Here is a 22,123-nt window from a genome sequence, read left to right as displayed (position 1 = left end):
AAGTGTATCTTCAGCAAGATATTATCAACTCATCTTTGTGTTTGAATTAGCACATATCTATATGTATTTAAGTAATAGTTGAAAGACTTGGAGAATAGATGGCAGAAACTACGTCAAATTCAGAAATGCTATACCGAGTTCTCGGCAGTACAAGAGAAAAAGTTTCCGCCATTGGATTGGGTGGTTGGCACATCGCCTTGAAGCACGTTGATGAGGAACTAGGTATCCGAATTGTTAGAACAGCCATTGATCGTGGCATTACCTTTATGGATAACAGTTGGGATTACAACGGTGGAGTCAGCGAGATTCGCATGGGAAAGGCGCTGCGTGATGGCTATCGAGATAAAGTGTTCTTGATGACGAAAATCGATGGTCGCTCTAAAAAAGTAGCCGCAAAACAGCTAGACGAATCACTCCAACGCTTGCAAGTTGATTGCATCGATCTCGTTCAGCACCACGAAATTCTTCGACACGAAGACCCACATCGAGTTTTTGATGAAGAAGGGGCGAATGCTGCCTTGATTGAAGCACGAGAAGCTGGCAAACTCCGATATATTGGTTTCACTGGGCATAAAGACCCCTATGTTCATCTGCACATGCTGGAAGTTGCAGCTGCTAACGGGTTTAAATTTGATACGGCGCAGATGCCGCTCAATGTAATGGATGCCCACTACCGGAGCTTTGAAAAGCTGGTTGTGCCAGAACTGGTTAAACAAAACATTGGCGTTCTGGGAATGAAAAGCTTGGGAAACGGTATTATTTTAAGGTCAAATACTGTAACGCCAATTGAATGTTTACACTATGCTTTGAATCTGCCCACATCAGTTGTGATTACCGGAATTGACAACATGGAGATTCTAGAGCAAACTTTTGAAGCAGTGCGGACGTTCCAGCCAATGAATGACCAGCAAGTGCGATCGCTTTTAGCAAAAACGGCAGAAGCGGCATCACGCGGTAAGTTTGAGCCTTTCAAAACCTCATCAATTTTCGATAGCACTGCTCAAAATCCAGATTGGCTAGGAGAGGAACCACAGCGCCTTCAGCAATTGATGTCAGCCTAAGCCCAATACCTAATTTCTTGTATTTGCGATCGCAAACTGACTTAACCTACATATATGCCTTTGATAGAGGTAAATTCAAACGCTCTATTTCATAATTAATTAAAGAGCAAGTATCAGAGACAACTGAACTCAGTCTCAACTACATTTGCATTGCCTTGTAAATTGGATGGTTGCTAATTGTTACAACACATACAGGTTACAAGTTTGATTGCAAATCCTCTTAAATAAACTATCAAAAGTTTTCTGTCTCCGCTTAAATAAAACACCTTTGCCTCATTCTCACTTTTGGAAATGAGGCAAATTTCTATGCAGATGTACACCTCAACTTAGTCTTTAATCTTATCCACCAATTACAGGGATTACCGACACGATTTTCTCAGCTTCACTTACCCTAATCTGCGCCAACCCAAATTGTTCAATTACGGCTGCATTCGTCGTCAAATGTCTACTTACCTCAGCCACCCGGTAGTGACTTTCTTGTAAAGCTAAAGCAGCTGGCAATAATAACTGGTCTGCTAAGTGTTCATCTACTGCTGCACCAGTATGATGAAACTCAAGCAGTTGCTGACAAGCAATTTCTGCAACTGTTTCCGCCGATAACCGTAATCGCCCAAATCCACCAAAGCCAGTCAAGCTGTTCTGATACTGGGCAGTTAAAAAAATACCTGCCCCAGGTGCTATACCTCTTTCTCGCAAAGCGTGTACAGCAACTTTCAAATGGGCTTCCCTTAACAAATTCTCGGCACGATTCGCCATCCGTTGGGGAATATGCGAAGGCAATTCTGTTACCACTGCTAGCCCTCGCACCTGTTGTAAATTTCCCCGTTCTAGCAAGTTAATCCCGTTGAGTTTACCACCGCCATCTATCTGCAACTGTACCTCTCCGCCACCTTTGGGAAACCACCCCCAAGCGCCTAACTTGACTTGGGCTTGTACACCCATGCGTTGCAATATCGGCAAATAAACTTGCTCAATGTACGTCACTGTCGGGCTAAAGTTTACATGAGTTCCACCCTTTAGTGTTACTTGAGAATTGCCAGATGCTAGTGCCAAAGGTAAAAGAATTGTCTGTAAAACTAGAGCGATCGCACCCGCGGAACCACCAACTTGTGCTTTACTAACATCAAAGGTATAAGTTCCAGCTTGCACAGCACTACCTGGGATGAATTCCAGCAGCATTGAACCCAAAGCATCACCTTGTAGTTGGGCATTACAAATTCTCGCCGCAGCCCGAACTGCTGTTAAGTGTTGTGCTGCTAATCCTGGTTTTTTGCGTCCAGCGCGAATGCCTGAAATTCGTATGGGTTCGCCAGTGATGGCCGCTAGACTTAAGGAAGTGCGAAGAACTTGTCCGCCTCCCTCTCCGTAGGAACCGTCAATTTCAATCATGGGCGATTTTGGAATGGTGGATTTTGGGTTATCCCCACGGCTCTTAAAATCAAACCACAAATTATAAACGTCTTACAACTAGTTTTTTGAATACAAGTTACACAAATATACAGAAAAAATTCTGATATGTGTTTTTTATAGATTGCTAATTTTGAATTTGCAATTGAATAACTTTGCTTTTACCAGGATTCATCAACCGATATGGATCAACTATTTCCTTAAATTTTAACTGCTCAGGATCAACAACTTTTCTGCCGCCGTCTTCAATAATATACGTGTGGGGATTGGCAATACTCACACCGTGTTCTTCGTGATAGCAGATAATCTCATTAAGACGTTCTTCGGTGGTGTAGCGCACAAGTTGCAATGCACCAGGAACTACCGCACCGTTCACGCGAAAAAATTCCAAATGCATCATTACCTCATCGCCGAAATGATGATACATCTGCTGTACTAGTTGCAAACTGCGGTCACGAGGAAACATACTTTGTAAATAGGTAACACCAGTATCTACACTCCGGGCATGTAAGGTAGTGTGGTTCCAGCTAAATTCTCCTAAATGTATACCTTTCCCCGCTTCCTCGGCTGGTTTTTCATAAGTAATTTTGCCGCCATATTGCTGCACCAAACCTGGTAAGAATTCCAAACTCGATTCGGCAATTATCAAAGATACTGAGTGAGTTTCTTCAGGAATGTACTCTTGTAGGGCATGAAAGTATTGGGAAATTGGGGATGCAAATACAGAAATCAACTTCTTAATCATGCCATCAGCATTGCCAACAGCTTGACCAAACTTTGCTGCTTTCATAAAGTCGTCAAAGGTGACAATCACTTCTGCCCAAGGATAAGCTGGCCCCAAGGGGATTTCGACTTCGGTGATGATGCCATTAATTCCCCAAGCATGATTCACCTTTTGCACATCGTCACTGCGTAATTCGATCGCACGGGGTTCATCTTCTACAGTTACCACTCGCAGTGCTAGGATATTACCGCGATCGCTTAATAATCCATATTGTATCGAACCAATGCCCCCACTCCCCCCAGCAATAAATCCGCCAATTGTTGCTGTGCGGTATGTGGAGGGGGCCATGCGGATTTCCCAGCCGATTTCTCTGGCTTTTTTATCTATAGCCACCAACTTCACCCCAGCTTCTACCCGCGCCACCCCCGGTTTCACCCAAAGAATCTCTTGCATCCGCGTCATATCTAAAATTACGCCACCATGCAACGGTACGCATTGCCCATAATTTCCAGTTCCCGCACCCCGCACTGTCACGGGTACACGGTGTTTCGCGCAGGCGGCGGCAACTTTTAAAACCTCTGCTTCATTGACGGGACGCACTACAATATCCCCAACTTTTCCTTCTAGTTTCGGCACAAGTACTGGGCTAAAGCTGTGATAATCCTGGGATAATTTGGCGACTTGGGCGGAGTCGGTGATGGTTTCTATGCCTTCTAGAGAATTAATTAGGGCATTCAATGTCGTCATAGCTTATATCCTTTTTTTGACGCAGAGGGAAGCTCAAAGGTTCTCAGAGAATTAATTCCTCTGCGTTCCTCTGCGTAAACCTTTGCGTTCCTTTGCGTTTTAAAATCCTAGTTTTCTTGTTTGACTGCACTTTCATGCCACTTACTTAATATAAAGTCAGATAAGGTACTCAAGCTGACAAAAATTAATACACCCAACCCAGTTGTGAGAAATAATGCTGCAAACATCCGAGGAATTTGTAAGTTGTAGCTGGAAATTAAAATCCGGTAAGCAATGCCAGATTTTGCCCCACCAGTACCAGCAACAAATTCGGCAACCACTGCGCCAATTAATGCTAAACCACCGCTAATTTTTAAACCACCTAAGAAATAGGGCATGGCGCTAGGTAAACGGAGATACAGCAGAGTTTGCCAGCGAGAAGCTTTGTAAAGTTGAAATAGGTTGAGCAAGTTCCGGTCAACGCTGTTGAGTCCTAGTGTAGTGTTGGATACGATGGGGAAAAAGGCGACTATCCAGGCACAAACAACTAAGGCGGCGAAAGTGTTATTTTTTAACCAGAGGATTATTAGAGGTGCGATCGCAACTATCGGAGTTGTTTGTAAAATTACTGCATAGGGAAATAAACTGCGTTCAATCCATTTATTCTGGGTGAACAAAATTGCCATTAGTAAACCAGAAATAGTCGCACCAATAAAAGCAACAACTGTGATTTGCAGCGTAATTAATAGTGATGCAAAAAGCTCGTTCCAGTCAGTAATTAAAGTTTTAAATACTAATAAAGGGCTAGGGAGAATATAAGGAGGTAGATGTGTTATCCGCACAAATATATCCCATAAAAACAATGCTATAATGCCAACTCCTATCGGTGCCAAAACCTCAGCAGAAAGAAACTTGCTCGATGTTTTTTGTGATTGGCTACGACGGATGAATAACATATACTTAAAAATTTTAAATTGGCGCAAAGCTCATAGCTTTAGCTAGATGTTGAGAAATTTCACGGCAATATTGGTTGTACAGCAATGATGTGCGAAAGTCATCGTTACGGGGGTAAGGGACATCAATTTCTACATCAGCTACAATCCTTCCGGGACTTATCCCCATAACTAGCACGCGATTTGATAAGTACACTGCTTCGTAAATATTGTGAGTAACAAAAACCACCGTCCAGCGTTGTTGAAGCCACAAATTTAGTAAATCACCATTGAGTTTGCTACGAGTAATTTCATCTAATGCGCCAAATGGTTCATCCATTAACAAAACATTTGGCTGAGTAACTAATGCTCTAGCAATTGATACCCGCATTTTCATCCCACCTGATAACTGGCGGGGATAGTTTTCTTCAAAACCTTTTAATCCTACCAGTTCTAATGTCTCGTGTACCAATTTTTGGCTATCTTTTTTAGATATTCTCGCTAACTTTAGCGGTAGGCGTATATTCTCTCTAACGTTAGCCCAAGGCATGAGTGCGGCATCTTGAAAAACAAAAGCCAGTTTTCTTGCTTGCTGAGTTATACCCCAGTCAATACTACCAGAATTCGTGCGCCCCAATCCGGCAATCAGGCGCAAAACTGTACTTTTACCGCACCCGGAGGGGCCAACTAAACTGACAAATTGCGACTCTGGAATTGTTAAATTTAGGTCGTGCAGGGCAACAGTACCATTGGTGTAGACCTTGCTAATCTGATTGAGTGTGATAAGGAGATGGTGACTCATTCAAAAAATCTCGAGAATAGCAAGCGGCTTACTTCTTGTAATAGCCTACCCCTTTATTCACAAATTGCAAGGTGTATGCTTCTTTGTAGTTAACGTTGGATTTAGAAATTTTAGTATTAACCATGCTGTCAAAGAGTGATTTCCACTTTGCGTCACTCATCGCGCCAATCCCTTGTTTTTCTGCGGCATCAGAAAGGATAATCCCATATTGTTTTAGCTTTTGGATGCTATAGACAAGTTGCTCATCCGTCATTTCTGGATTATCTTTTTTAATTAACTGATTCCCTGGTTGGGGGTTTTCTAGGTAGCTATACCAACCTTTAATTGAGGCATCAACAAATCGCTGCACTAATTCAGGCTTTTTTTCTACTAGTTCTTTTTTGGTTTCAATAGTAGTTGCATAAGGTTGATAACCATAATCTGCTAATAAAAATACCACTGGCTGAAAACCGCCCTGCTTCTCAATAGCAAAGGGTTCAGACGTAATATAACCTTGCTGGGCTGAGCTTTTGTCAATCAAAAAAGGAGCCGGATTAAAGTTATAAGGGCGTTTTTGATCTTCGGTAAAACCATACTTTGCTTCAAGTAAAGGCCAATAGGTAATATTAGCAGAAGCAGAGACATAAATTGGTTTGCCTTTGAGGTCTGCAAGAGTTTTAATTGCTAGGTTGGGATGTGCAATAAGACACCAGGGGTCTTTCTGGAAAATTGCTGCGACTGTGATTTTGGGAATACCTTGTGCTATGGCATTCACGGCATCTATGCCATAACCCATGAAGAAATCTACCGCATCCCCCATCAACAATTGAGTACCACTGGGAACCTGGGGGCCACCCATTTTGATGGTGACATCTAAACCATAGTCTTTATAAATACCAGTGGCGATTGCCTGGTAAAATCCTCCGTGTTCTGCTTGTGCTATCCAGTTCGTGCCAAATGTAACTTTATTCAACTGAGAATTGCTAGTTGATGGTTGGTTGCTGTTAGTACAACCAGCAATAAAGCTACTACTAATCCAGATAGAACCGTATTGAATAAAATTGCGGCGACTAAGGCGATGAACTGCTGTTGATGAGGATGATGACGGATTCATAAAACAGGATGATATTTTCTTCTATTTGCCGTTGTAACTGAATCTAAATGTACATTCTAGAATCAACTTTTGATTCACTAGCGAATAGGGCTGAATTTCTAAAGCAGCTTTAAAAGCTTTGATAGCTTCACCATACTCTCCTAGTGCTGCATAACACAAACCCATACCGTGAAGCGCCCCAAAATGTATCGGATTTATCTGTATAACCATCTGACAATCTGCTAAAGATTTTTGATAATCTCCAATACTGTAATACAGAAAAGCTCTGCGATTCCAAGCTTCTGCAAAATCTGGCTGGTCTTTGATTAGTGCTGTCAGTGCTGTTTCGGCTTCAGTAATTTCACCTGCATCAAGTAACTTTTGACTGCGATCGATTATTTCCAGCCCATAAATTCCCTTTTGCTGAAACCAAATCCGCCAGATTTTTCTGGTTGCTTTTTCGCGGACTGTGGCATCGGGGTTTTTCAACTCTTCAAGTAAGGAATTGATAGGTAAAGAATCCATGAATTTGAAATCAGTGAATATACGTTTGTATTAACTTTCTCACAAAATATATCTATTAAATGATTTTTAAAGTCATCTTTAAATTTGCGCTAGTTTATTGCTAATTATGAATTTTCTGTGTGATTTATTGTGTTCAGTATACGACTAATACCACACTCGACATCTAGAGTCATCAAAATAAAAACTAACTAGTGGTCTATCGCATTAAATTTAATGAGTTTGTAGTAAGCACTTCAGTGCTTCAGAATCTAGCACTAAAGTCTTGACTACGAACTTTTTTACCTCTCATAACTAATGGGATAGATTACTAGGGACAGTTAATAAATACCTAGTACGCAAAGCAACCATTTAAAATTTCTAAATTGCAATGTGATTGGCACTCATTCTGGAAGAAACTGGTAGGATGTTTCTCAAATTGGTGACACGATCTGATTTGTAGGTGTTTTTGCCACTAATTGGTGGTGTAACCGATGATTTGGCTGCGATCGCTAATCCCAATAAACTTTGAACAATCAACTTATGATTGGGTATGCTACACAATTTTTAGTAAACTAAATATCTATTAATATCTTCAAGCCTTCCTAACGCGGCGGGGGCATTGAGCAAAACAGACACAATTGATTGTATAAAAGTTATGGCGCTCATAGTTCAGAAATACGGTGGTACATCTGTCGGTTCAGTCGAACGTATTCAAGCTGTTGCACAACGCGTTTACAAAACTGTTAAAGCTGGAAACTCGCTTGTCGTAGTGGTTTCGGCAATGGGCAAAACCACCGATGGACTCGTCAAACTAGCTAATGAAATTTCTTCAAATCCTAACCGCCGGGAAATGGATATGCTGCTTTCCACTGGAGAACAAGTTACCATCGCCTTACTGAGTATGGCTTTGCAGGAACTCGGACAACCAGCAATTTCCATGACTGGCGCTCAAGTAGGAATTGTTACTGAAGCCGAACACAGCCGCGCTCGGATTTTACATATTGAAACTACTCGCCTAACTCGCCACATAAATACAGGTAAAGTAGTTGTAGTAGCAGGCTTTCAAGGCACATCCAACGCCGAAGAAATTGAAATTACAACTTTGGGGCGTGGTGGTTCTGACACATCGGCGGTGGCGATCGCAGCCGCATTACAAGCCAATTTTTGTGAAATTTATACAGACGTTCCTGGTATTTTAACTACAGACCCCCGCTTAGTTGCCGAAGCCCAGTTGATGCATGACATCACCTGCGATGAAATGTTGGAACTAGCTAGCTTAGGGGCAAAAGTGCTACATCCCCGCGCTGTGGAAATCGCTCGTAACTATGGCGTCCCCTTAGTAGTTAGGTCTAGCTGGACGGATGCTCCTGGTACTTGGGTAACATCAGCCAAACCCCAAGGGCGATCACTAATCAATCTAGAAATTGCCCTGCCAGTGGATGCTGTAGAATTTGACACTAACCAAGCAAAGGTGGCTTTGTTGCGCGTACCTGATAAACCAGGCGTAGCAGCTAGGTTATTTGGCGAAATTTCTCGGCAAAAAGTAGATGTAGATTTAATTATTCAGTCAGTTCATGAAGGTAACAGTAATGACATTGCCTTTACTGTTACTACACCAATACTAAAACGGGCAGAAGCAGTAGCAGCAGCGATCGCCCCAGCACTGAGGAGTCAATCTAACCCCAAATCTGACGAAGCCGAGGTAATGGTAGAACATAACATTGCCAAAGTCAGTATCGCAGGCGCAGGAATGATTGGGCGCCCTGGTGTAGCTGCAAAGATGTTCGCCACCTTAGCTGAAGCAGGCGTGAACATCCAGATGATTTCCACCAGCGAGGTGAAAGTAAGCTGCGTAGTCAATGCAACCGAATGCGATCGCGCTGTCAACGCACTCCGCAGCGCCTTTGAGATAGAGGCAGGGGGGCAGGGAGCAGGGAGCAGGGGAGAACTCCTCACTCCTAACTCCTCACTCCTAACTCCTCACTCTCCACCCTCCCCCCTGCCCCATTCTCCACTCCCCACTCCCCACTCCCCACTCCTCACTTCTCCCGTTCGTGGTGTCGCCCTCGATTTGAACCAAGCGCGTCTTGCTATTCGTCAATTACCAGATCGGCCGGGGATGGCGGCGAAGCTGTTTGGATTATTAGCGCAGCATAATATCAGCGTTGATATGATTATCCAATCTCAGCGTTGTCGAGTGATTGATGGTGTTCCCAGACGAGATATTGCTTTTACAGTCTCACGGATAGACGGGGAAAGTGCAAAAAAAATGCTTACCCAAGTAGCAGCAGAATTAGGATGGGGTGAAGTTGTTTTAGATAGTGCGATCGCTAAAGTGAGTATTGTAGGTGCAGGTATGGTGGGACAACCAGGTGTAGCCGCCAAAATGTTTGAAGCACTAGCCGAACACCAAATTAATATTCAAATGATTGCTACCTCAGAAATAAAAATTAGCTGTGTCGTGGCACAAGAGCAAGGTGTTAAAGCTTTGCAAGTCATTCATGCTGCTTTTGGACTAGCTGGTAGTGAGAAATTTGTCGTGCCAGCGTAGAACTAAATTTGGAATTTTTAACAAGAAAAAATTCAGGAGTTAGGAGCCAGAATTCAATATGAATTCTGTGCAATTGGCGGATACACAGCATCAAGTTACGTCTTTTTTCTGCCCAAATATGTTGATTTTCAATCTTCTATATGGGGTTATGAATAACTCAAACTTCTATTTTCCACTCCATTGAAGGATTAGGTGTCATGAGGCAATACACTTGGGTTAAGGATTTTTGGTATTGATTTCAGCATGTAGAGACGCGAAATTTCGCGTCTCTACTCAACGGTATTGTGTCATGAGGGGGATTGCTAAAAAATCAAGATTAAAATATCCCCCCTACCTACTCACTTCTTTTACCAAATGTCGTTTAATGTACAAATTTTACTCAAGTCTGGTAATATGTAACCGTATTAAGTTTTTAATATTTTATTAATTAAGAACCATATTAGTAGTAATATGCCACATTAGCTAATAATTAATACTTTTACCTGCCAGAATGGCATTATTTTTTTTAATAAATATTTCTTTAAATAAAATCACCAGTAAAAACACCTAAGGTATAATAAAACAATTTATTAAACTGTATTTATATTAATGAATAGTCATTTACTAAATGGAAATTATCGAATACTAAAAATTCTGAATGATAATGAAAAGGTAAAAACCTATTTAGTTGAAGATATTAATATTGCTGGCAGCCAATTTATAGTAAAGCAGTTACGTTCTGCTAGTAGCAGTCCTCAAACTTTAACAATTCTACGCCGCTTGTATGACAGCAAGGCAGCAACTTTAGAAAAATTAGGGCAAGAAAACGATAAAATTCAAAAGCTTATAACTTCTTTTGAAGAAAATGAAGAATTTTATGTAGTCCAAGAATTTATAGTCGGTAATCCTTTAACTGACGAAATTCTCCAGGGGCAACTTTTGAGTGAAGACCAAGTAATTAGTCTTTTATCAGATATATTAGAAATTTTGGTAATTGTACATAGCTATGGCGTGATTCATCGGGATATTAATCCAGCTAATATCATTCGTCGTGAATCAGATAAAAAGTTAATTTTGGTTGATTTTAGTACTGTTAATCAAGCCATCACTAATACCGTTAACAATCTCGAATATATACCGATAGAACAAATTAACGGCAATCTTAAATACAATAGCGATATATATGCTTTGGGTATGGTTGCGATCGCAGCACTTCTAGGTTTATCTGAAAACGATATATCTAATTTGCGAACTCGCAAAAATCGACTGACGGGTGAAACAGTTTGGCAGAACAAAAATTTAAAAATTAACAGAAAATTAGCCAGAATTATTAATAAAATGGTGCGTTTTGACTATCGTAAACGTTACCAGTATGCAACTGAAGTTTTAGACGATCTGAAAAACCTCACAAATGTTGATCGCGATCGGGAAAAACAGCATCAGAAAAAACTACTATTAGTTCTAACGGGGGTAGTTAGCTGCATCATACTTGGCGTTGGAGCGTGGCAATTGAAGTTGCTAAAACCTCTAATAAATGCCCAACAAACATTATACCAAGAGGGAATCAATAAATATGATGAAGGAAACTATGAAGGAGCAATTGAAGATTTTAATCAGGCGATTGAATTAGATCCAAAAAACGCTCTGGCTTATAATAGGCGAGGCGATGCTTATTATCGATTAGGAGATTACGAGCAAGCACAAGCAGATTCTAGCCAAGCTATTTTGCTCAATCCTCAAGATGCTAATGCCTATTTTGATCGAGGATTTGCTTTGTCTGAATTAGGCAAGTACAAAGAAGCGATCGCAGACTATACCCAAGCGATTAAATTAAATTCTAAAGATGCTTATGCTTACTATGGCCGGGGGTTAGCCCGTACTCAACTGAAGGATAATAAAGGGGCAATTGGAGATTTTAACAAAGCGATCGCTCTCAAGCCTCAGTATACCGAAGCCTACTTGCAGCGAGGGATTATTCGCCGTCGCCTCAGACAAAGACTTGAAGCAATCCAAGATTTTGATACAGTAATTAAAATTAATCCTACCGATGCTAAAGCTTATTATCAAAGAGCTTTAACTCAATCTATTAATAAGCAAAAATATGCAGCTTTGAAAGATTATACAGACGCAATTAATATCAATCCTAAATACATCGAAGCTTATCTTAATCGTGGTGATGTTTACAGCGATCTGGGAGATAACCTAGAAGCTACTGAAGATTACAACGCTATTTTACAGATTGATCCTAAATTTACTGCTGCTTACATCCACAGAGGTATTCACCGCTTTTCTTTCGGAGATTATAAAGGCGCTATTGAAGATTACACTGAAGCGCTGAAACTAGATTCTAATAATTTAGCAGCTTATAATAACCGTGGTAATGCCTATCTCGAACTAGGAAATAAAAAAGCTGCAAATCAAGATTATTCACGAGCGATCGCAATTAATCCTAACAATGCCTTAGCCTATTATAACCGGGGCGTGATTCGCACTAAGCAGAAAAATAAACAGGGAGCGATCGCAGATTTCAGAAAAGCTGCAAAATTATTCCAACAGCAAGGTGAAAAAGATAGTTATCAAGATGCACAAAGAGAAATTGCAATTTTGCAAAATAATTCAGTACCAGCGAAAGCTAGCCGCCCTAAATCTGGAAAAAGAGAAAAAAATTGAGCTATGACTCAATACAGTAACACCATTTTAAGAGATATTTTAAAAGTCCTCTAGTCGGTAGCAAAACGTTTTAGATCCCCGTAAACTACCCTTAAAAAGGGGAATTTAGATTCAGTTCCCCCTTTTTTAAGGGGGGTTGGGGGGATCTTTTGGGGTAAAATATTACTAACACCAAGCGCATTGCAATATGTTTATTCACCCTAATAAACCTTAAGCTTTGACATTTTATGTGTCCTTGTAGACTAATAACTTATCGCTCAACATGAGTCATAGTGTTTTTCCACGACTCAATTAGGATGGCTATATGTTAACTCTTATCACTTTTCATCCAGACAAAGTGGAATTATTCAACAGTAATCATGTCGATGTGGTACTAAAACAAATTGATAGTTCTCGCAATATTTGGTTGCGCTGTATTCACTTCCGCGATCGCACTGGAACAGCCAAAATTATTAAGCACTTTGGTCTTAATCCATCGCGTGTTAATATGGTTTTCAACCATTCCCCTGTAGGAATTGATGAAGACGTAGAAGATTGTTTATTTGACAGTTATGAAATATTAACTCCTCAAATAAAAAATCACGAGTTTGAGGTTGCTCGTGGCAATATTGTGCTGGGGAATAATTTTATTATTACCTTTGAAATCACTGAATTAAAAGCTTTAAGTATTTTAGCTAATAATCTACAAAAACGAACTAAAGATATTGAAACGTTAGGAATTGACTATGTTTTTTATCTTATTTTTAAAGAGACTTTGAATAATTACCATACTGTATTTGACTATATTTCTAGAAAGCTTGATGATTTAGAAGATGAAGTTTTAGATAATTCTGGTGATGAATTAACATACCAAAAAATTGCCACGATGAGGCAATCGACTCGTTCAGGACGCCGTAATTTTCAAAGCATCAAGTCACTGATGGCTATTATGGATTACGAAGATTTCCAATGGATAACCCAACCAGTGAAGGAATTATTCAATCAAGAATTAGTTCATCACGTAGATAAACTTTGGCAAGAATATCAAGCATTGAGAGCCTGGATGTCAGAATTAATGGAAATTCAACGCGATAATATTGCTAGCAAAACCGGTGAACGAATTAATCGTCTAACTATTCTCTCAACCATATTTTTACCAATTACTTTTATATCTGGTTTCTATGGCATGAACTTCAAATATATGCCGGAATTAGAACAACCTTGGTTTTATCCTGCTGTGATATGCGTGATGGCATTAATTGTAATTGGTAGTATTGCTTATGCTAAAAAGCAACGTTGGTTGTAATGTCTTTTAGGTTACAGACATTGGTCAAATAGTAAAATTTAAATCTCGTTTAACATTGCTATATGCTTTCTGTAAGTAGACTGAATCAACCCTAAATTGGTAAATAAACGTGAATATTCCATTGATTATTCGTGCTGAAGAACACAACGAGAAAACAGCAATTGCTACAACAGATAGAGCATTTACCTATCGAGATTTGCTGCACACTTCTGGTCAAATAGCAACAGGTCTTCTTAATAATTCAGAAGATTTACAGGAGCAGCGAGTTGCCTTTCTCATCCCGCCTGGGTTTGAGTATGTAGCCACTCAATGGGGAATTTGGCGGGCTGGTGGTATAGCTGTACCTCTGTGTATTTCCCACCCGCGCCCAGAATTAGAGTATGTAATTACCAATTCTGGAGCATCGATTATTATTGCTCATCCTAATTTTGAAGATATACTGCGTAGTTTAGCGCCGCAGGCATCGCTTGCCGAAGAACACAATTTAAGATTTATCCTCACCTCAGAAACGCCCCCATATAATATTGGTCGTCTCCCAGAGATAGATATTACTAGACGCGCCTTAATTCTCTACACTAGCGGTACAACAGGTAAACCCAAAGGTGTAGTTACAACCCATCAAAATATTCAAGCGCAAGTCACTAGCTTAACTACCGCTTGGGAATGGAGATCAAGCGATCGCATTTTACATATACTACCACTACATCATATTCATGGGATTATTAACGTCCTGACTTGTGCTTTATGGGCTGGCGCGGAGTGTCATCTGTTAAGTAAGTTTGATGCCGAAACCGTTTGGAACCGAATTTGTGACGGTAACTTAACCCTATTTATGGCAGTACCAACAATTTATGTAAAGCTAATTGCTACTTGGGAAACTGCTTCTAAGGAACGCCAAAAAAGTATGTCAGCAGGCTGTGCTAAGATGCGCCTGATGGTTTCTGGCTCGGCAGCATTACCAGTTCAAGTTTTAGAAAAGTGGCAAACCATCAGCGGCCATTTTCTGCTTGAGCGATATGGCATGACTGAAATCGGTATGGCGCTGTCGAACCCTTTACACGGTGAACGATTGGCTGGATATGTCGGGAAGCCACTACCTGAAGTTGAAGTGAGATTAGTAGATGAAAATGGAGAGTTAGTTCCAGCCGGAACACCAGGAGAAATCCAAGTTAAAGGGCCTGGAGTGTTTATAGAATATTGGCAAAACCCCCAAGCAACCGCCAAAGCCTTCCAAGATGGCTGGTTTCGTACTGGAGATACCGCAGTAGTGGAGAATGGCAACTACCGCATTCTGGGCCGGATGAGTGTGGATATTATCAAAACGGGAGGGTATAAAGTTTCGGCTCTGGAAATTGAAGAAGTATTGCGATCGCATCCAGATATTCAGGAATGTGCAGTGGTTGGGGTTGCCGATCCAGAGTGGGGTGAACGGGTTTGTGCGGCGTTAGTATTGCAAGGGTCACAACCTTTAACATTAGAATCTTTAAGGAGTTGGGCAAAAGAGCGATTGGCAGTCTATAAAGTGCCAACCCAAATTTTGATAGTTGAAGAGTTACCACGCAACGCTATGGGGAAAGTTACTAAGCCGACAGTGGTTGAATTATTTCGAGGATAGCGATCATCAACGCCTAATTAGCCCTCTTTCATCAGTTTTGGAAAAATTAACGAATTTTCGACATTGTTAACTAACGAAAAATTAAGGTTTCACTCCAGAGTGCCCGAAGAGGGTTAGACCTGGAGTTTCAAACCTCGCCTCGTAATTCCTTAAACTTAAGTAAATCCTTAGTCACTAAGATTGTTTTGGAATATAACAACATTGCATAATGTCAAATAACTTATATTTAGATTGAAGATATAATACATTCTAATCATTTACTAAAAAAATATTTATGATATCTATTCAGCCTAACTTTTATCCCTACAGTTCTATAGCTAAAGGCGTTTATATTTTAGATCAACATCTTAGAAAAGATATATATGATTGTTGCATTGTAGATGAGCGTGATTATGTATCTACATTAATGAGTTATATAAGATTATTTTTACGCAATAGTCAGCTTGTAAAAGGATTGTTTAGTTTCCAGTCTCAGATTTTAAATAGTAATTTAGAAAAAACAATTGGATGTGATGCACTTATATTGTTCCGTGCTAAAAATACCGTAAAAGTTTGTATGTTTGAAGCAAAATATCCAAGATTATATAAAAAAAATAATTACTCTTGGGATTATGTAACATCTAGTAATAAGGCTCATTTTCACGATCAATTAGTAAGACAAAATAAATGGTCTTCTGAAGTAGCTATATGGGAGTTATTTATTAATGATCATGTTCCTGGTTTTCCATTAAAAGGTTTTGATAAATATGGTTCTACTTGCATCTGGCATCAAGATGCTTATCAGTATACTAAGGAAAAGGCTGAATCAATTTATTATCAAAAACCTAAATCTCTTGTTTGGAATAACAAAGATTTGCAAGAATGTATAGAACAATTACCTTATAATCCTTTAAATATAGAAGATGTTTTAATATCAATATTGATTGGCAAAATGGGAAAAGCAATTCCAGTTATAGGTAATAGTTTAGTAACAATAAAGTCTTTAGAAGAAGAAAGTATACATATACCTGTTGGCTCAAAAATAAATAGAGATGATTTTATGAGCCTCTGGGAAACAACTGGAATTAATAATTTCTTGTTAGTGGAACTTGAAAATATTTCATTTACTCTAGATAAAGATTTTTAAATTAAACCTAACGTTTATCATCAATATTTTTTACATAAATTTATAAAAATAATTGGGACTAGTTTTTCACCCTTTTGAATTAAGTCTCGGGATTTTAGGCGGACACCAAAAGAGGTTTTTGCTAGACACCCCAAGGGATTCTAGAATTCCTCGCATCACCTCTGTGCAGTACATCCAGTGTCCCAAATCGTCATACATGCGATCGGGATTAAACTCGACATTGTAGTGCAGCACATTGGGAAGGTTTAAAAACTTATCATCGCTTTGAGGAGAAAGAAGCAAGAGATGAAATGGTTTTCCCTGGCATTGTTTTTGTAGCTTGTTGACTAAATCTATCACACCAGAGCGATCGCTAATTCCTGTGCGAACAAAAAGCACTTTATCGCAGTGCCGCAGTGCGTACCAAAACCTTTCAGAGCGTGCCGTGTAGCGAACGCGCATCCGTTCATGGACGGGAGACATATCGCTCGTTGGGTCATCTGTCTCCTCGACTTCATGGGCAAAGGATAGACCTGACCATTTACTGTGGTAAATTCTGCCTGCATCGGGACTGTAGTGCAGAAAAGCAGGGTTCCACATATCATCAAAACCGTTTTCGATCGCATCCGCGACATCTCCAATATTGGTGGTGCGCGTTAGATCAAAGGGAAAGGCGGGGCCATCGTACTCCATCTTATATAGCATCATACGGACGGCACAGCGATCGCCAAGGGGAAGAATGGCAACACGGCTGATATCTGATAATTTGCATTTGTATTGGAAAAGCATCGCAGACTTCGGTGGTGCTTTCACCCGGCTTTCTAGCCCATCCTTGCCAATCATCATCGTGCGAAAGGGAGCGTCGGGATAAAGCGGATCTTCATAGACACCCGATGGCATCGCTTTAAGGGCGTTGCAAACTTCCGTCCACATTGGCTGGATATTGTACTCGTTGTCTGATTCGTTGATTACCCAGAGGTGGCGTTCGTCCGCTTGCAAAATCCCCAGATGCCCGTCATAGAATAAAACGTTGTTCGGCGAAAAGAGATTTAAGGCAGCACTATATTCTAGGTTGGTACCAGGGGGAATGTTTATTGTAGTTGCGATCGCGCCATTCTCTACAACAAAGAAGGGGAGCGTCCTTGGTTGAACATCCTTTGCAATGTAGATACCCGGTATCAATCCAGCCTTACTTTGCAGTGCAGTTTGTAGTTCCTGCCAATAGGGAGCGATCGTGTAGCTGTATTGTGATAGATTAACAATCCGTAAACGCTTCTCTTCCATACAGACAGAGACATGAAAGCCCGCATTGTCAAAGTAAATGGGAAATTCCTTCGGTTGCTGAAAGCCTTGTTTTTCTTTTGCTAATTTGTCTTTGTCGATATCGAAGAGGTGCTGGTCGATCTGCTGATACATCAAGCTATGACCGATAGTGTTCGGGTGAGCCGGGTCGAAGGATATCCCCGCTTTCCATCGTCCTTGTCCATCATCCACAGCTACCAACCAATTTAGTATAGGTACGCCCCAACTTAGCATTCGGTTGTGTGTATCTTGGATCAGCCAGTAATGTTCCTGGGAATAATCGCCATTGGGATAGACTCCGCCCAGAATTGGAATTGCTCCGATGTCGCGCGTCATTTTTACAAGTTGCTGCAAGCCACTTTCAAACCGTCGTTGTACTGCTCGTCGTTCGTGAGGGGGACAGTAAGCTAACCCTTCGTTACCCAGAGACAAGGCAATGATTACGACATCAGGTTGTTCTGGGGTGACAACTGAGCCAAATCGAGCGATCGTTCTGCTGACATTCGCCCCTACTTCCGACACATTCACGAGTTGATGCCCATATTTTTGCTGTAAAGCTTGTGCCAACAGCCAAACCCAACCTTTCAAAAACCAGGCTTTATGACCTAATGCGACGGAACTGCCAATTACTAGAATTTTGAGCCTTTCAGCCCCTTCTTCCACGGGCATTTTGACAGCAGGCTCCTCAATGTATCCAAAGGGGTAAGGTTGTAAATAACCGAATGCCCCATCATCTACAGTAATTGTGCTGGAATTATCGTTAGGATCAATGGGAATCCAGCGATTTGTATCTAGTAAGCTCTCCCATTGGGCTTTACCCTTTGCATCGAGACGTATGTACTTATATTCAATCTGTTCATCGCCAGATAAAGGCTGTTGAATATCAATTTCATCTGTCCACCATAAAGGATAGCGATCGCCACTTGTACGCAGGCGGACACATTTCACGATGTCCCACATTCCCAACTCTGGAGTCGAACCAACAAGACCGATGGATTCACCCGTTTGTGTGTATGCACTGATCTGGAATCGATACATAGAGTTTATCCTGATTTAGTTAGCACAATACCAAACGGTTAGACTGAATCTTTAAACCTGCTTTATCACACACAACTACTGAGAGCTATGTATTAATATTTTTTAAGTACACTTTCTGTCTGATTTACCTTACCCAGAGCTATCAGTGGTTAAGCTTTTCAAAAATTAAATCGGGTTTTTACATAATTAAATCAAATATATTGCATTAAAAGTATTGAGACAACTAAGAACAAATAAAAGTAAGGATAAGGTTAAGTTAAATCTTTATCGCTCCTTTTATGTAAAAAAGATAAAAATGGCGTTGCTGAATTGAAGGATGTAGAGACGTAGCACTGCTACGTCTCTACAAGAATTTTGGTATTATGCAAAATCATTTTTATACATGGAATTAGCAACGCCAATGATCCATAAATGGAACAATAAAGTCACTATTTTTATACAAGTATTACAAATAATTACAAATGAATTTTTATGATTACATAGATGAAATCACATGTAGTATTATTGATATGAGTATATATGTATCATTACTTAACCGTAGGAGAAATTATGTCTGAAAACAAATCAGAAAAACTGAATTCACAAGCAGTACCTTTCTTTGCCAGATTTTTAGAAGGGCAAAGCTTTGAAGACCTATCTGATCAAGAATCAGAAGGGATTGGTGGGGGAAATTGTGGTGTAACCAAGAAGGAAAAAGATGAACTTGTCCAAACTCGGAAGTACCCATCTGATCAAGAAGATGGAGTAACAAAAAAGCATCCCTCTGATGATGACCAGATATTTGTTACTCTGAAGTTTCCTTCAGACAGCGAGGATAGTGCAGAGGCATTAAAAATTCAAAAATAAAATAACTGCATACTTTTGAGTACACCAGAGATGCAGTTTTAAAAAATATTCTGAGAAGAAAAAGACTGTTAGCTTTGCCAACTCCATTTGGGGGTTGGCTTCCCATTAAAAAAGTTTATTTTTTATAGTTGACAGTAGAGACAATACAAAAACCTAATGAAAATATTTTATGTACGTTGACCGTGATGTGGTTTTATTAATCACCCATAGTGGTGATTACTTTACAATAGATAGAGTTGCAGAAGCTGTATCAAAACGAGGCGCACAGCCATTTCGCCTTGATACTGATAAGTTTCCGATGACAGTACAAATCGAGGCGAATTTTAGTAACTCTGGGAACAATCATAAACTGGAATATGGCACTCGCTCCCTAAACACTGACCAAGTTAAAGCAGTATGGATGCGACGTATCTGGCAACCTGACTTAGGTAAAGAATTGGCTCCACAATTCCAAGCAGTCTGCTCTAATGAATCACTCGCAGTCTTAGATGGCTTTTGGGACAGTCTGAGGGGAGCTACCTGGGTGGATGATTTACAACGGATCAGTGCAGCTGAAAACAAGCTACGCCAACTGAGAATTGCATCGGAAGTTGGTCTTGTCATACCTCGGACTATCGTCACCAACAATCCTCAACAAACACGAGAGTTTTTTGAGGAAGTTAAAGGAAAAATGGTTGCCAAGCTACTCAGACCTCTTTCTTATGGGATGCAAGCCTCCTCTTTTTTCATGTATACCAGCGCCGTTAAAAAAGAAGACTTACTTGATGCTGAAACACTGCGCTATTGTCCAGTTGTGTTTCAAGAACAAATCCCCAAACAGCTTGAACTACGCGCAGTGTATGTGAATGGTAATCTCTTTGTCGGCGCACTGGATGCGTCTGAGTATGCAGCATCCACCCAAGATTGGCGACGGGGAACAAAAGAGGTTGTTACCTGGCAACCATATCAATTACCTGATAAACTAATCCGTTGCCTGGATGCTTTCATGGCAAGGTTTGGGCTGATTTTTGGAGCATTTGACTTTATCAAAACGCCATCAGGGGAATATGTTTTTTTAGAAATTAATCCTACAGGAGAGTGGGGGATGCTGGAGAGAGATTTGGACTATCCGATCGCAGATGCGATCGCAGATGCACTACTTTCAACAAGCCCTAAGTAAAATGCTCTTACTTAAAAACTCATAACCAACTGACAGCTTTTATAAATTTAGGAACTTATTAATTTTTAATTTTTAATTCGGAGCGAAGCGACGTGACTGTTTTAATCATAACTCACAGCCAAGACAACGAAAGTATTCCTTTAGTTATTCAGGCAATTGAAGCCCAAGGAGGAAAAGCATTTCGTTTTGACACAGACCGATTTCCTACAGAAATTACCTTAGATGTTTACTATGCTAAAAGTGAGCGAGTTACTTTAAGTGTTGAAGACCAGACATTAGATTTGAATGAAGTGTCAGCAGTTTGGTATCGCCGCATCGCAATTGGCTCAAGAATTCCCGACTCGATGGACAAGCAACTTAGACAAGCCTCGCTCAAAGAATCTCGCGTTACCATTGACGGAATGATTGCCAGTATTAACGGCTTCCATCTCGATCCTCTGCCAAATATTCGCCGAGCCGAAAATAAGCAACTGCAATTACGAATAGCACGAGAGATCGGTCTAGATACGCCACGTACTCTGACTACAAACAATTCAGTGGCAGTAAAGCAATTTGCCCAAGAGTGTAAAGAGGGAATGATTACAAAAATGCTCTCTTCCTTCGCTATTTACGATGAACAAGGACAAGAAAAAGTTGTGTTTACGAATCCAATTTCATCTGAGGATTTGGATAACCTCGATGGATTACGTTTTTGCCCAATGACATTTCAAGAAAAAATTCCTAAAGCATTAGAATTGCGGACAATTATTGTAGGCAAACGTGTGCTGACGGCGGCGGTTGATTCTCAAGCTTTGGATAAGGCGCGTTACGACTGGCGCAAACAGGGAATTGCTTTACTCGACGCTTGGGAACCATACACTCTGCCTGAAGATGTCGAAGAGAAACTGCTCAAACTCATGGCAGAATTTGGTTTGAACTACGGAGCTATTGATATTATTTTGACTCCTGATGGTCGTCATATATTTCTTGAGGTTAACCCAGTTGGCGAGTTTTTCTGGTTAGAACGCCATCCTGGCTTACCGGTTTCTGAGGCGATCGCACAGGTTTTGCAAAATTGAAGGGGGCATAAGCTGTCTATTCAAAATTTAGAGAGAATTGGTATTAAAATATGTCGCTGTGGAAAGTATGCAATTAGTTATTTTATGAGGTGTTAAAATCCCTATTCCTAAAATCTTGGTTTTGCGTTACTTTCTTGCCTTGCAATAAATTGCAGGCTAATAGCTAAAGTGTGTTTAAACGCACTGAAATTAAAAAAGTTAAGATGGATTGGGGCTAATGGGTTAGAGGATCTTTGAAAAGTAATGATTCATGTATCACATATTTTTTACCCCACCCTAACCCTCCC

Annotated in this window: 17 protein-coding genes; 9 read left to right on the top strand and 8 right to left on the bottom strand. The window is 40.4% G+C overall.

Annotated elements, in window-relative coordinates:
* Positions 1–98: 98 nt before the first annotated feature.
* Positions 99–1,061 carry an aldo/keto reductase gene (locus RMY00_RS32980; RefSeq protein WP_322651576.1) on the top strand — a complete coding sequence of 321 codons (963 nt, stop codon included), beginning with the start codon at positions 99–101 and terminating at the stop codon, positions 1,059–1,061.
* A gap of 339 nt (positions 1,062–1,400) precedes the next feature.
* On the opposite strand, the gene rtcA is transcribed toward RMY00_RS32980, so the two are convergent.
* The 7 genes from rtcA to RMY00_RS32945 all read right to left on the bottom strand — a co-directional run bounded on the left by rtcA (position 1,401) and on the right by RMY00_RS32945 (position 7,765).
* Positions 1,401–2,450, bottom strand: coding sequence for an RNA 3'-terminal phosphate cyclase (gene rtcA / locus RMY00_RS32975; protein ID WP_322651575.1), 1,050 nt, complete (start codon positions 2,448–2,450; stop codon positions 1,401–1,403).
* A 145-nt stretch (positions 2,451–2,595) separates the two neighbouring features.
* The gene (locus RMY00_RS32970; RefSeq protein ID WP_322651574.1) at positions 2,596–3,939 is read right to left on the bottom strand and encodes an FAD-binding oxidoreductase; all 1,344 of its coding nucleotides are present in this window, start codon (positions 3,937–3,939) and stop codon (positions 2,596–2,598) included.
* A 107-nt stretch (positions 3,940–4,046) separates the two neighbouring features.
* Complete coding sequence (locus RMY00_RS32965; RefSeq protein WP_322651573.1) at positions 4,047–4,874, bottom strand: ABC transporter permease; 828 nt, start codon at positions 4,872–4,874, stop codon at positions 4,047–4,049.
* Positions 4,875–4,887: 13 nt separating this feature from the next.
* Positions 4,888–5,652, bottom strand: coding sequence for an ABC transporter ATP-binding protein (locus RMY00_RS32960; protein ID WP_322651572.1), 765 nt, complete (start codon positions 5,650–5,652; stop codon positions 4,888–4,890).
* 28 nt (positions 5,653–5,680) lie between these two features.
* A complete protein-coding gene (locus tag RMY00_RS32955; RefSeq protein ID WP_322651571.1) occupies positions 5,681–6,745 on the bottom strand; it encodes an ABC transporter substrate-binding protein in 1,065 nt (354 codons plus the stop codon).
* Positions 6,746–6,766: 21 nt separating this feature from the next.
* Positions 6,767–7,249: a tetratricopeptide repeat protein gene (locus RMY00_RS32950; RefSeq protein ID WP_322651570.1), complete on the bottom strand. Its 483-nt coding sequence runs from the start codon at positions 7,247–7,249 to the stop codon at positions 6,767–6,769.
* 357 nt (positions 7,250–7,606) lie between these two features.
* Entirely contained in the window at positions 7,607–7,765 is a 159-nt protein-coding gene (locus RMY00_RS32945; RefSeq protein WP_322651569.1) for a hypothetical protein, read from the bottom strand.
* 118 nt (positions 7,766–7,883) lie between these two features.
* Between RMY00_RS32945 and RMY00_RS32940 the strand changes: the two genes are divergently transcribed.
* The 5 genes from RMY00_RS32940 to RMY00_RS32920 all read left to right on the top strand — a co-directional run bounded on the left by RMY00_RS32940 (position 7,884) and on the right by RMY00_RS32920 (position 16,454).
* On the top strand, positions 7,884–9,779 hold the full coding sequence (locus RMY00_RS32940) for an aspartate kinase (protein WP_322651568.1): 1,896 nt from the start codon (positions 7,884–7,886) through the stop codon (positions 9,777–9,779).
* Positions 9,780–10,367: 588 nt separating this feature from the next.
* The gene (locus RMY00_RS32935) at positions 10,368–12,428 is read left to right on the top strand and encodes a tetratricopeptide repeat protein (RefSeq protein WP_322651567.1); all 2,061 of its coding nucleotides are present in this window, start codon (positions 10,368–10,370) and stop codon (positions 12,426–12,428) included.
* A gap of 304 nt (positions 12,429–12,732) precedes the next feature.
* Positions 12,733–13,713 carry a magnesium transporter CorA family protein gene (locus tag RMY00_RS32930; RefSeq protein WP_322651566.1) on the top strand — a complete coding sequence of 327 codons (981 nt, stop codon included), beginning with the start codon at positions 12,733–12,735 and terminating at the stop codon, positions 13,711–13,713.
* A 109-nt stretch (positions 13,714–13,822) separates the two neighbouring features.
* Complete coding sequence (locus RMY00_RS32925) at positions 13,823–15,328, top strand: acyl-CoA synthetase (RefSeq protein ID WP_322651565.1); 1,506 nt, start codon at positions 13,823–13,825, stop codon at positions 15,326–15,328.
* 274 nt (positions 15,329–15,602) lie between these two features.
* Positions 15,603–16,454: a hypothetical protein gene (locus RMY00_RS32920; protein ID WP_322651564.1), complete on the top strand. Its 852-nt coding sequence runs from the start codon at positions 15,603–15,605 to the stop codon at positions 16,452–16,454.
* 66 nt (positions 16,455–16,520) lie between these two features.
* On the opposite strand, the gene RMY00_RS32915 is transcribed toward RMY00_RS32920, so the two are convergent.
* Complete coding sequence (locus RMY00_RS32915; RefSeq protein WP_322651563.1) at positions 16,521–18,773, bottom strand: DUF1796 family putative cysteine peptidase; 2,253 nt, start codon at positions 18,771–18,773, stop codon at positions 16,521–16,523.
* A 549-nt stretch (positions 18,774–19,322) separates the two neighbouring features.
* Here RMY00_RS32915 and RMY00_RS32910 point away from each other — a divergent pair.
* From RMY00_RS32910 to RMY00_RS32900, 3 genes are all read left to right on the top strand, one after another.
* A complete protein-coding gene (locus RMY00_RS32910; RefSeq protein WP_322651562.1) occupies positions 19,323–19,619 on the top strand; it encodes a microviridin/marinostatin family tricyclic proteinase inhibitor in 297 nt (98 codons plus the stop codon).
* Positions 19,620–19,788: 169 nt separating this feature from the next.
* The gene (locus tag RMY00_RS32905) at positions 19,789–20,778 is read left to right on the top strand and encodes an MvdC family ATP-grasp ribosomal peptide maturase (RefSeq protein ID WP_322651561.1); all 990 of its coding nucleotides are present in this window, start codon (positions 19,789–19,791) and stop codon (positions 20,776–20,778) included.
* Positions 20,779–20,870: 92 nt separating this feature from the next.
* On the top strand, positions 20,871–21,836 hold the full coding sequence (locus tag RMY00_RS32900) for an MvdD family ATP-grasp ribosomal peptide maturase (protein WP_322651560.1): 966 nt from the start codon (positions 20,871–20,873) through the stop codon (positions 21,834–21,836).
* Positions 21,837–22,123 lie beyond the last annotated feature (287 nt).

The organism is Nostoc sp. ChiVER01 (assembly GCF_034531155.1).
Classification (GTDB): domain Bacteria; phylum Cyanobacteriota; class Cyanobacteriia; order Cyanobacteriales; family Nostocaceae; genus Nostoc.
This window is presented reverse-complemented; position numbering and strand designations above follow the sequence as displayed.

What these genes read in the sequence shown, in the direction of transcription:
- RMY00_RS32920 (WP_322651564.1), top strand. Translation starts at nt 15,603, where the DNA reads ATGATATCTATTCAGCCTAACTTTTATCCCTACAGTTCTATAGCTAAA.
- RMY00_RS32930 (WP_322651566.1), top strand. Translation starts at nt 12,733, where the DNA reads ATGTTAACTCTTATCACTTTTCATCCAGACAAAGTGGAATTATTCAAC.
- RMY00_RS32980 (WP_322651576.1), top strand. Translation starts at nt 99, where the DNA reads ATGGCAGAAACTACGTCAAATTCAGAAATGCTATACCGAGTTCTCGGC.
- RMY00_RS32905 (WP_322651561.1), top strand. Translation starts at nt 19,789, where the DNA reads ATGTACGTTGACCGTGATGTGGTTTTATTAATCACCCATAGTGGTGAT.
- RMY00_RS32970 (WP_322651574.1), bottom strand. Translation starts at nt 3,939, where the DNA reads ATGACGACATTGAATGCCCTAATTAATTCTCTAGAAGGCATAGAAACC.
- RMY00_RS32915 (WP_322651563.1), bottom strand. Translation starts at nt 18,773, where the DNA reads ATGTATCGATTCCAGATCAGTGCATACACACAAACGGGTGAATCCATC.
- RMY00_RS32935 (WP_322651567.1), top strand. Translation starts at nt 10,368, where the DNA reads ATGAATAGTCATTTACTAAATGGAAATTATCGAATACTAAAAATTCTG.
- RMY00_RS32910 (WP_322651562.1), top strand. Translation starts at nt 19,323, where the DNA reads ATGTCTGAAAACAAATCAGAAAAACTGAATTCACAAGCAGTACCTTTC.
- RMY00_RS32950 (WP_322651570.1), bottom strand. Translation starts at nt 7,249, where the DNA reads ATGGATTCTTTACCTATCAATTCCTTACTTGAAGAGTTGAAAAACCCC.
- RMY00_RS32960 (WP_322651572.1), bottom strand. Translation starts at nt 5,652, where the DNA reads ATGAGTCACCATCTCCTTATCACACTCAATCAGATTAGCAAGGTCTAC.
- RMY00_RS32940 (WP_322651568.1), top strand. Translation starts at nt 7,884, where the DNA reads ATGGCGCTCATAGTTCAGAAATACGGTGGTACATCTGTCGGTTCAGTC.
- RMY00_RS32955 (WP_322651571.1), bottom strand. Translation starts at nt 6,745, where the DNA reads ATGAATCCGTCATCATCCTCATCAACAGCAGTTCATCGCCTTAGTCGC.
- rtcA (WP_322651575.1), bottom strand. Translation starts at nt 2,450, where the DNA reads ATGATTGAAATTGACGGTTCCTACGGAGAGGGAGGCGGACAAGTTCTT.
- RMY00_RS32965 (WP_322651573.1), bottom strand. Translation starts at nt 4,874, where the DNA reads ATGTTATTCATCCGTCGTAGCCAATCACAAAAAACATCGAGCAAGTTT.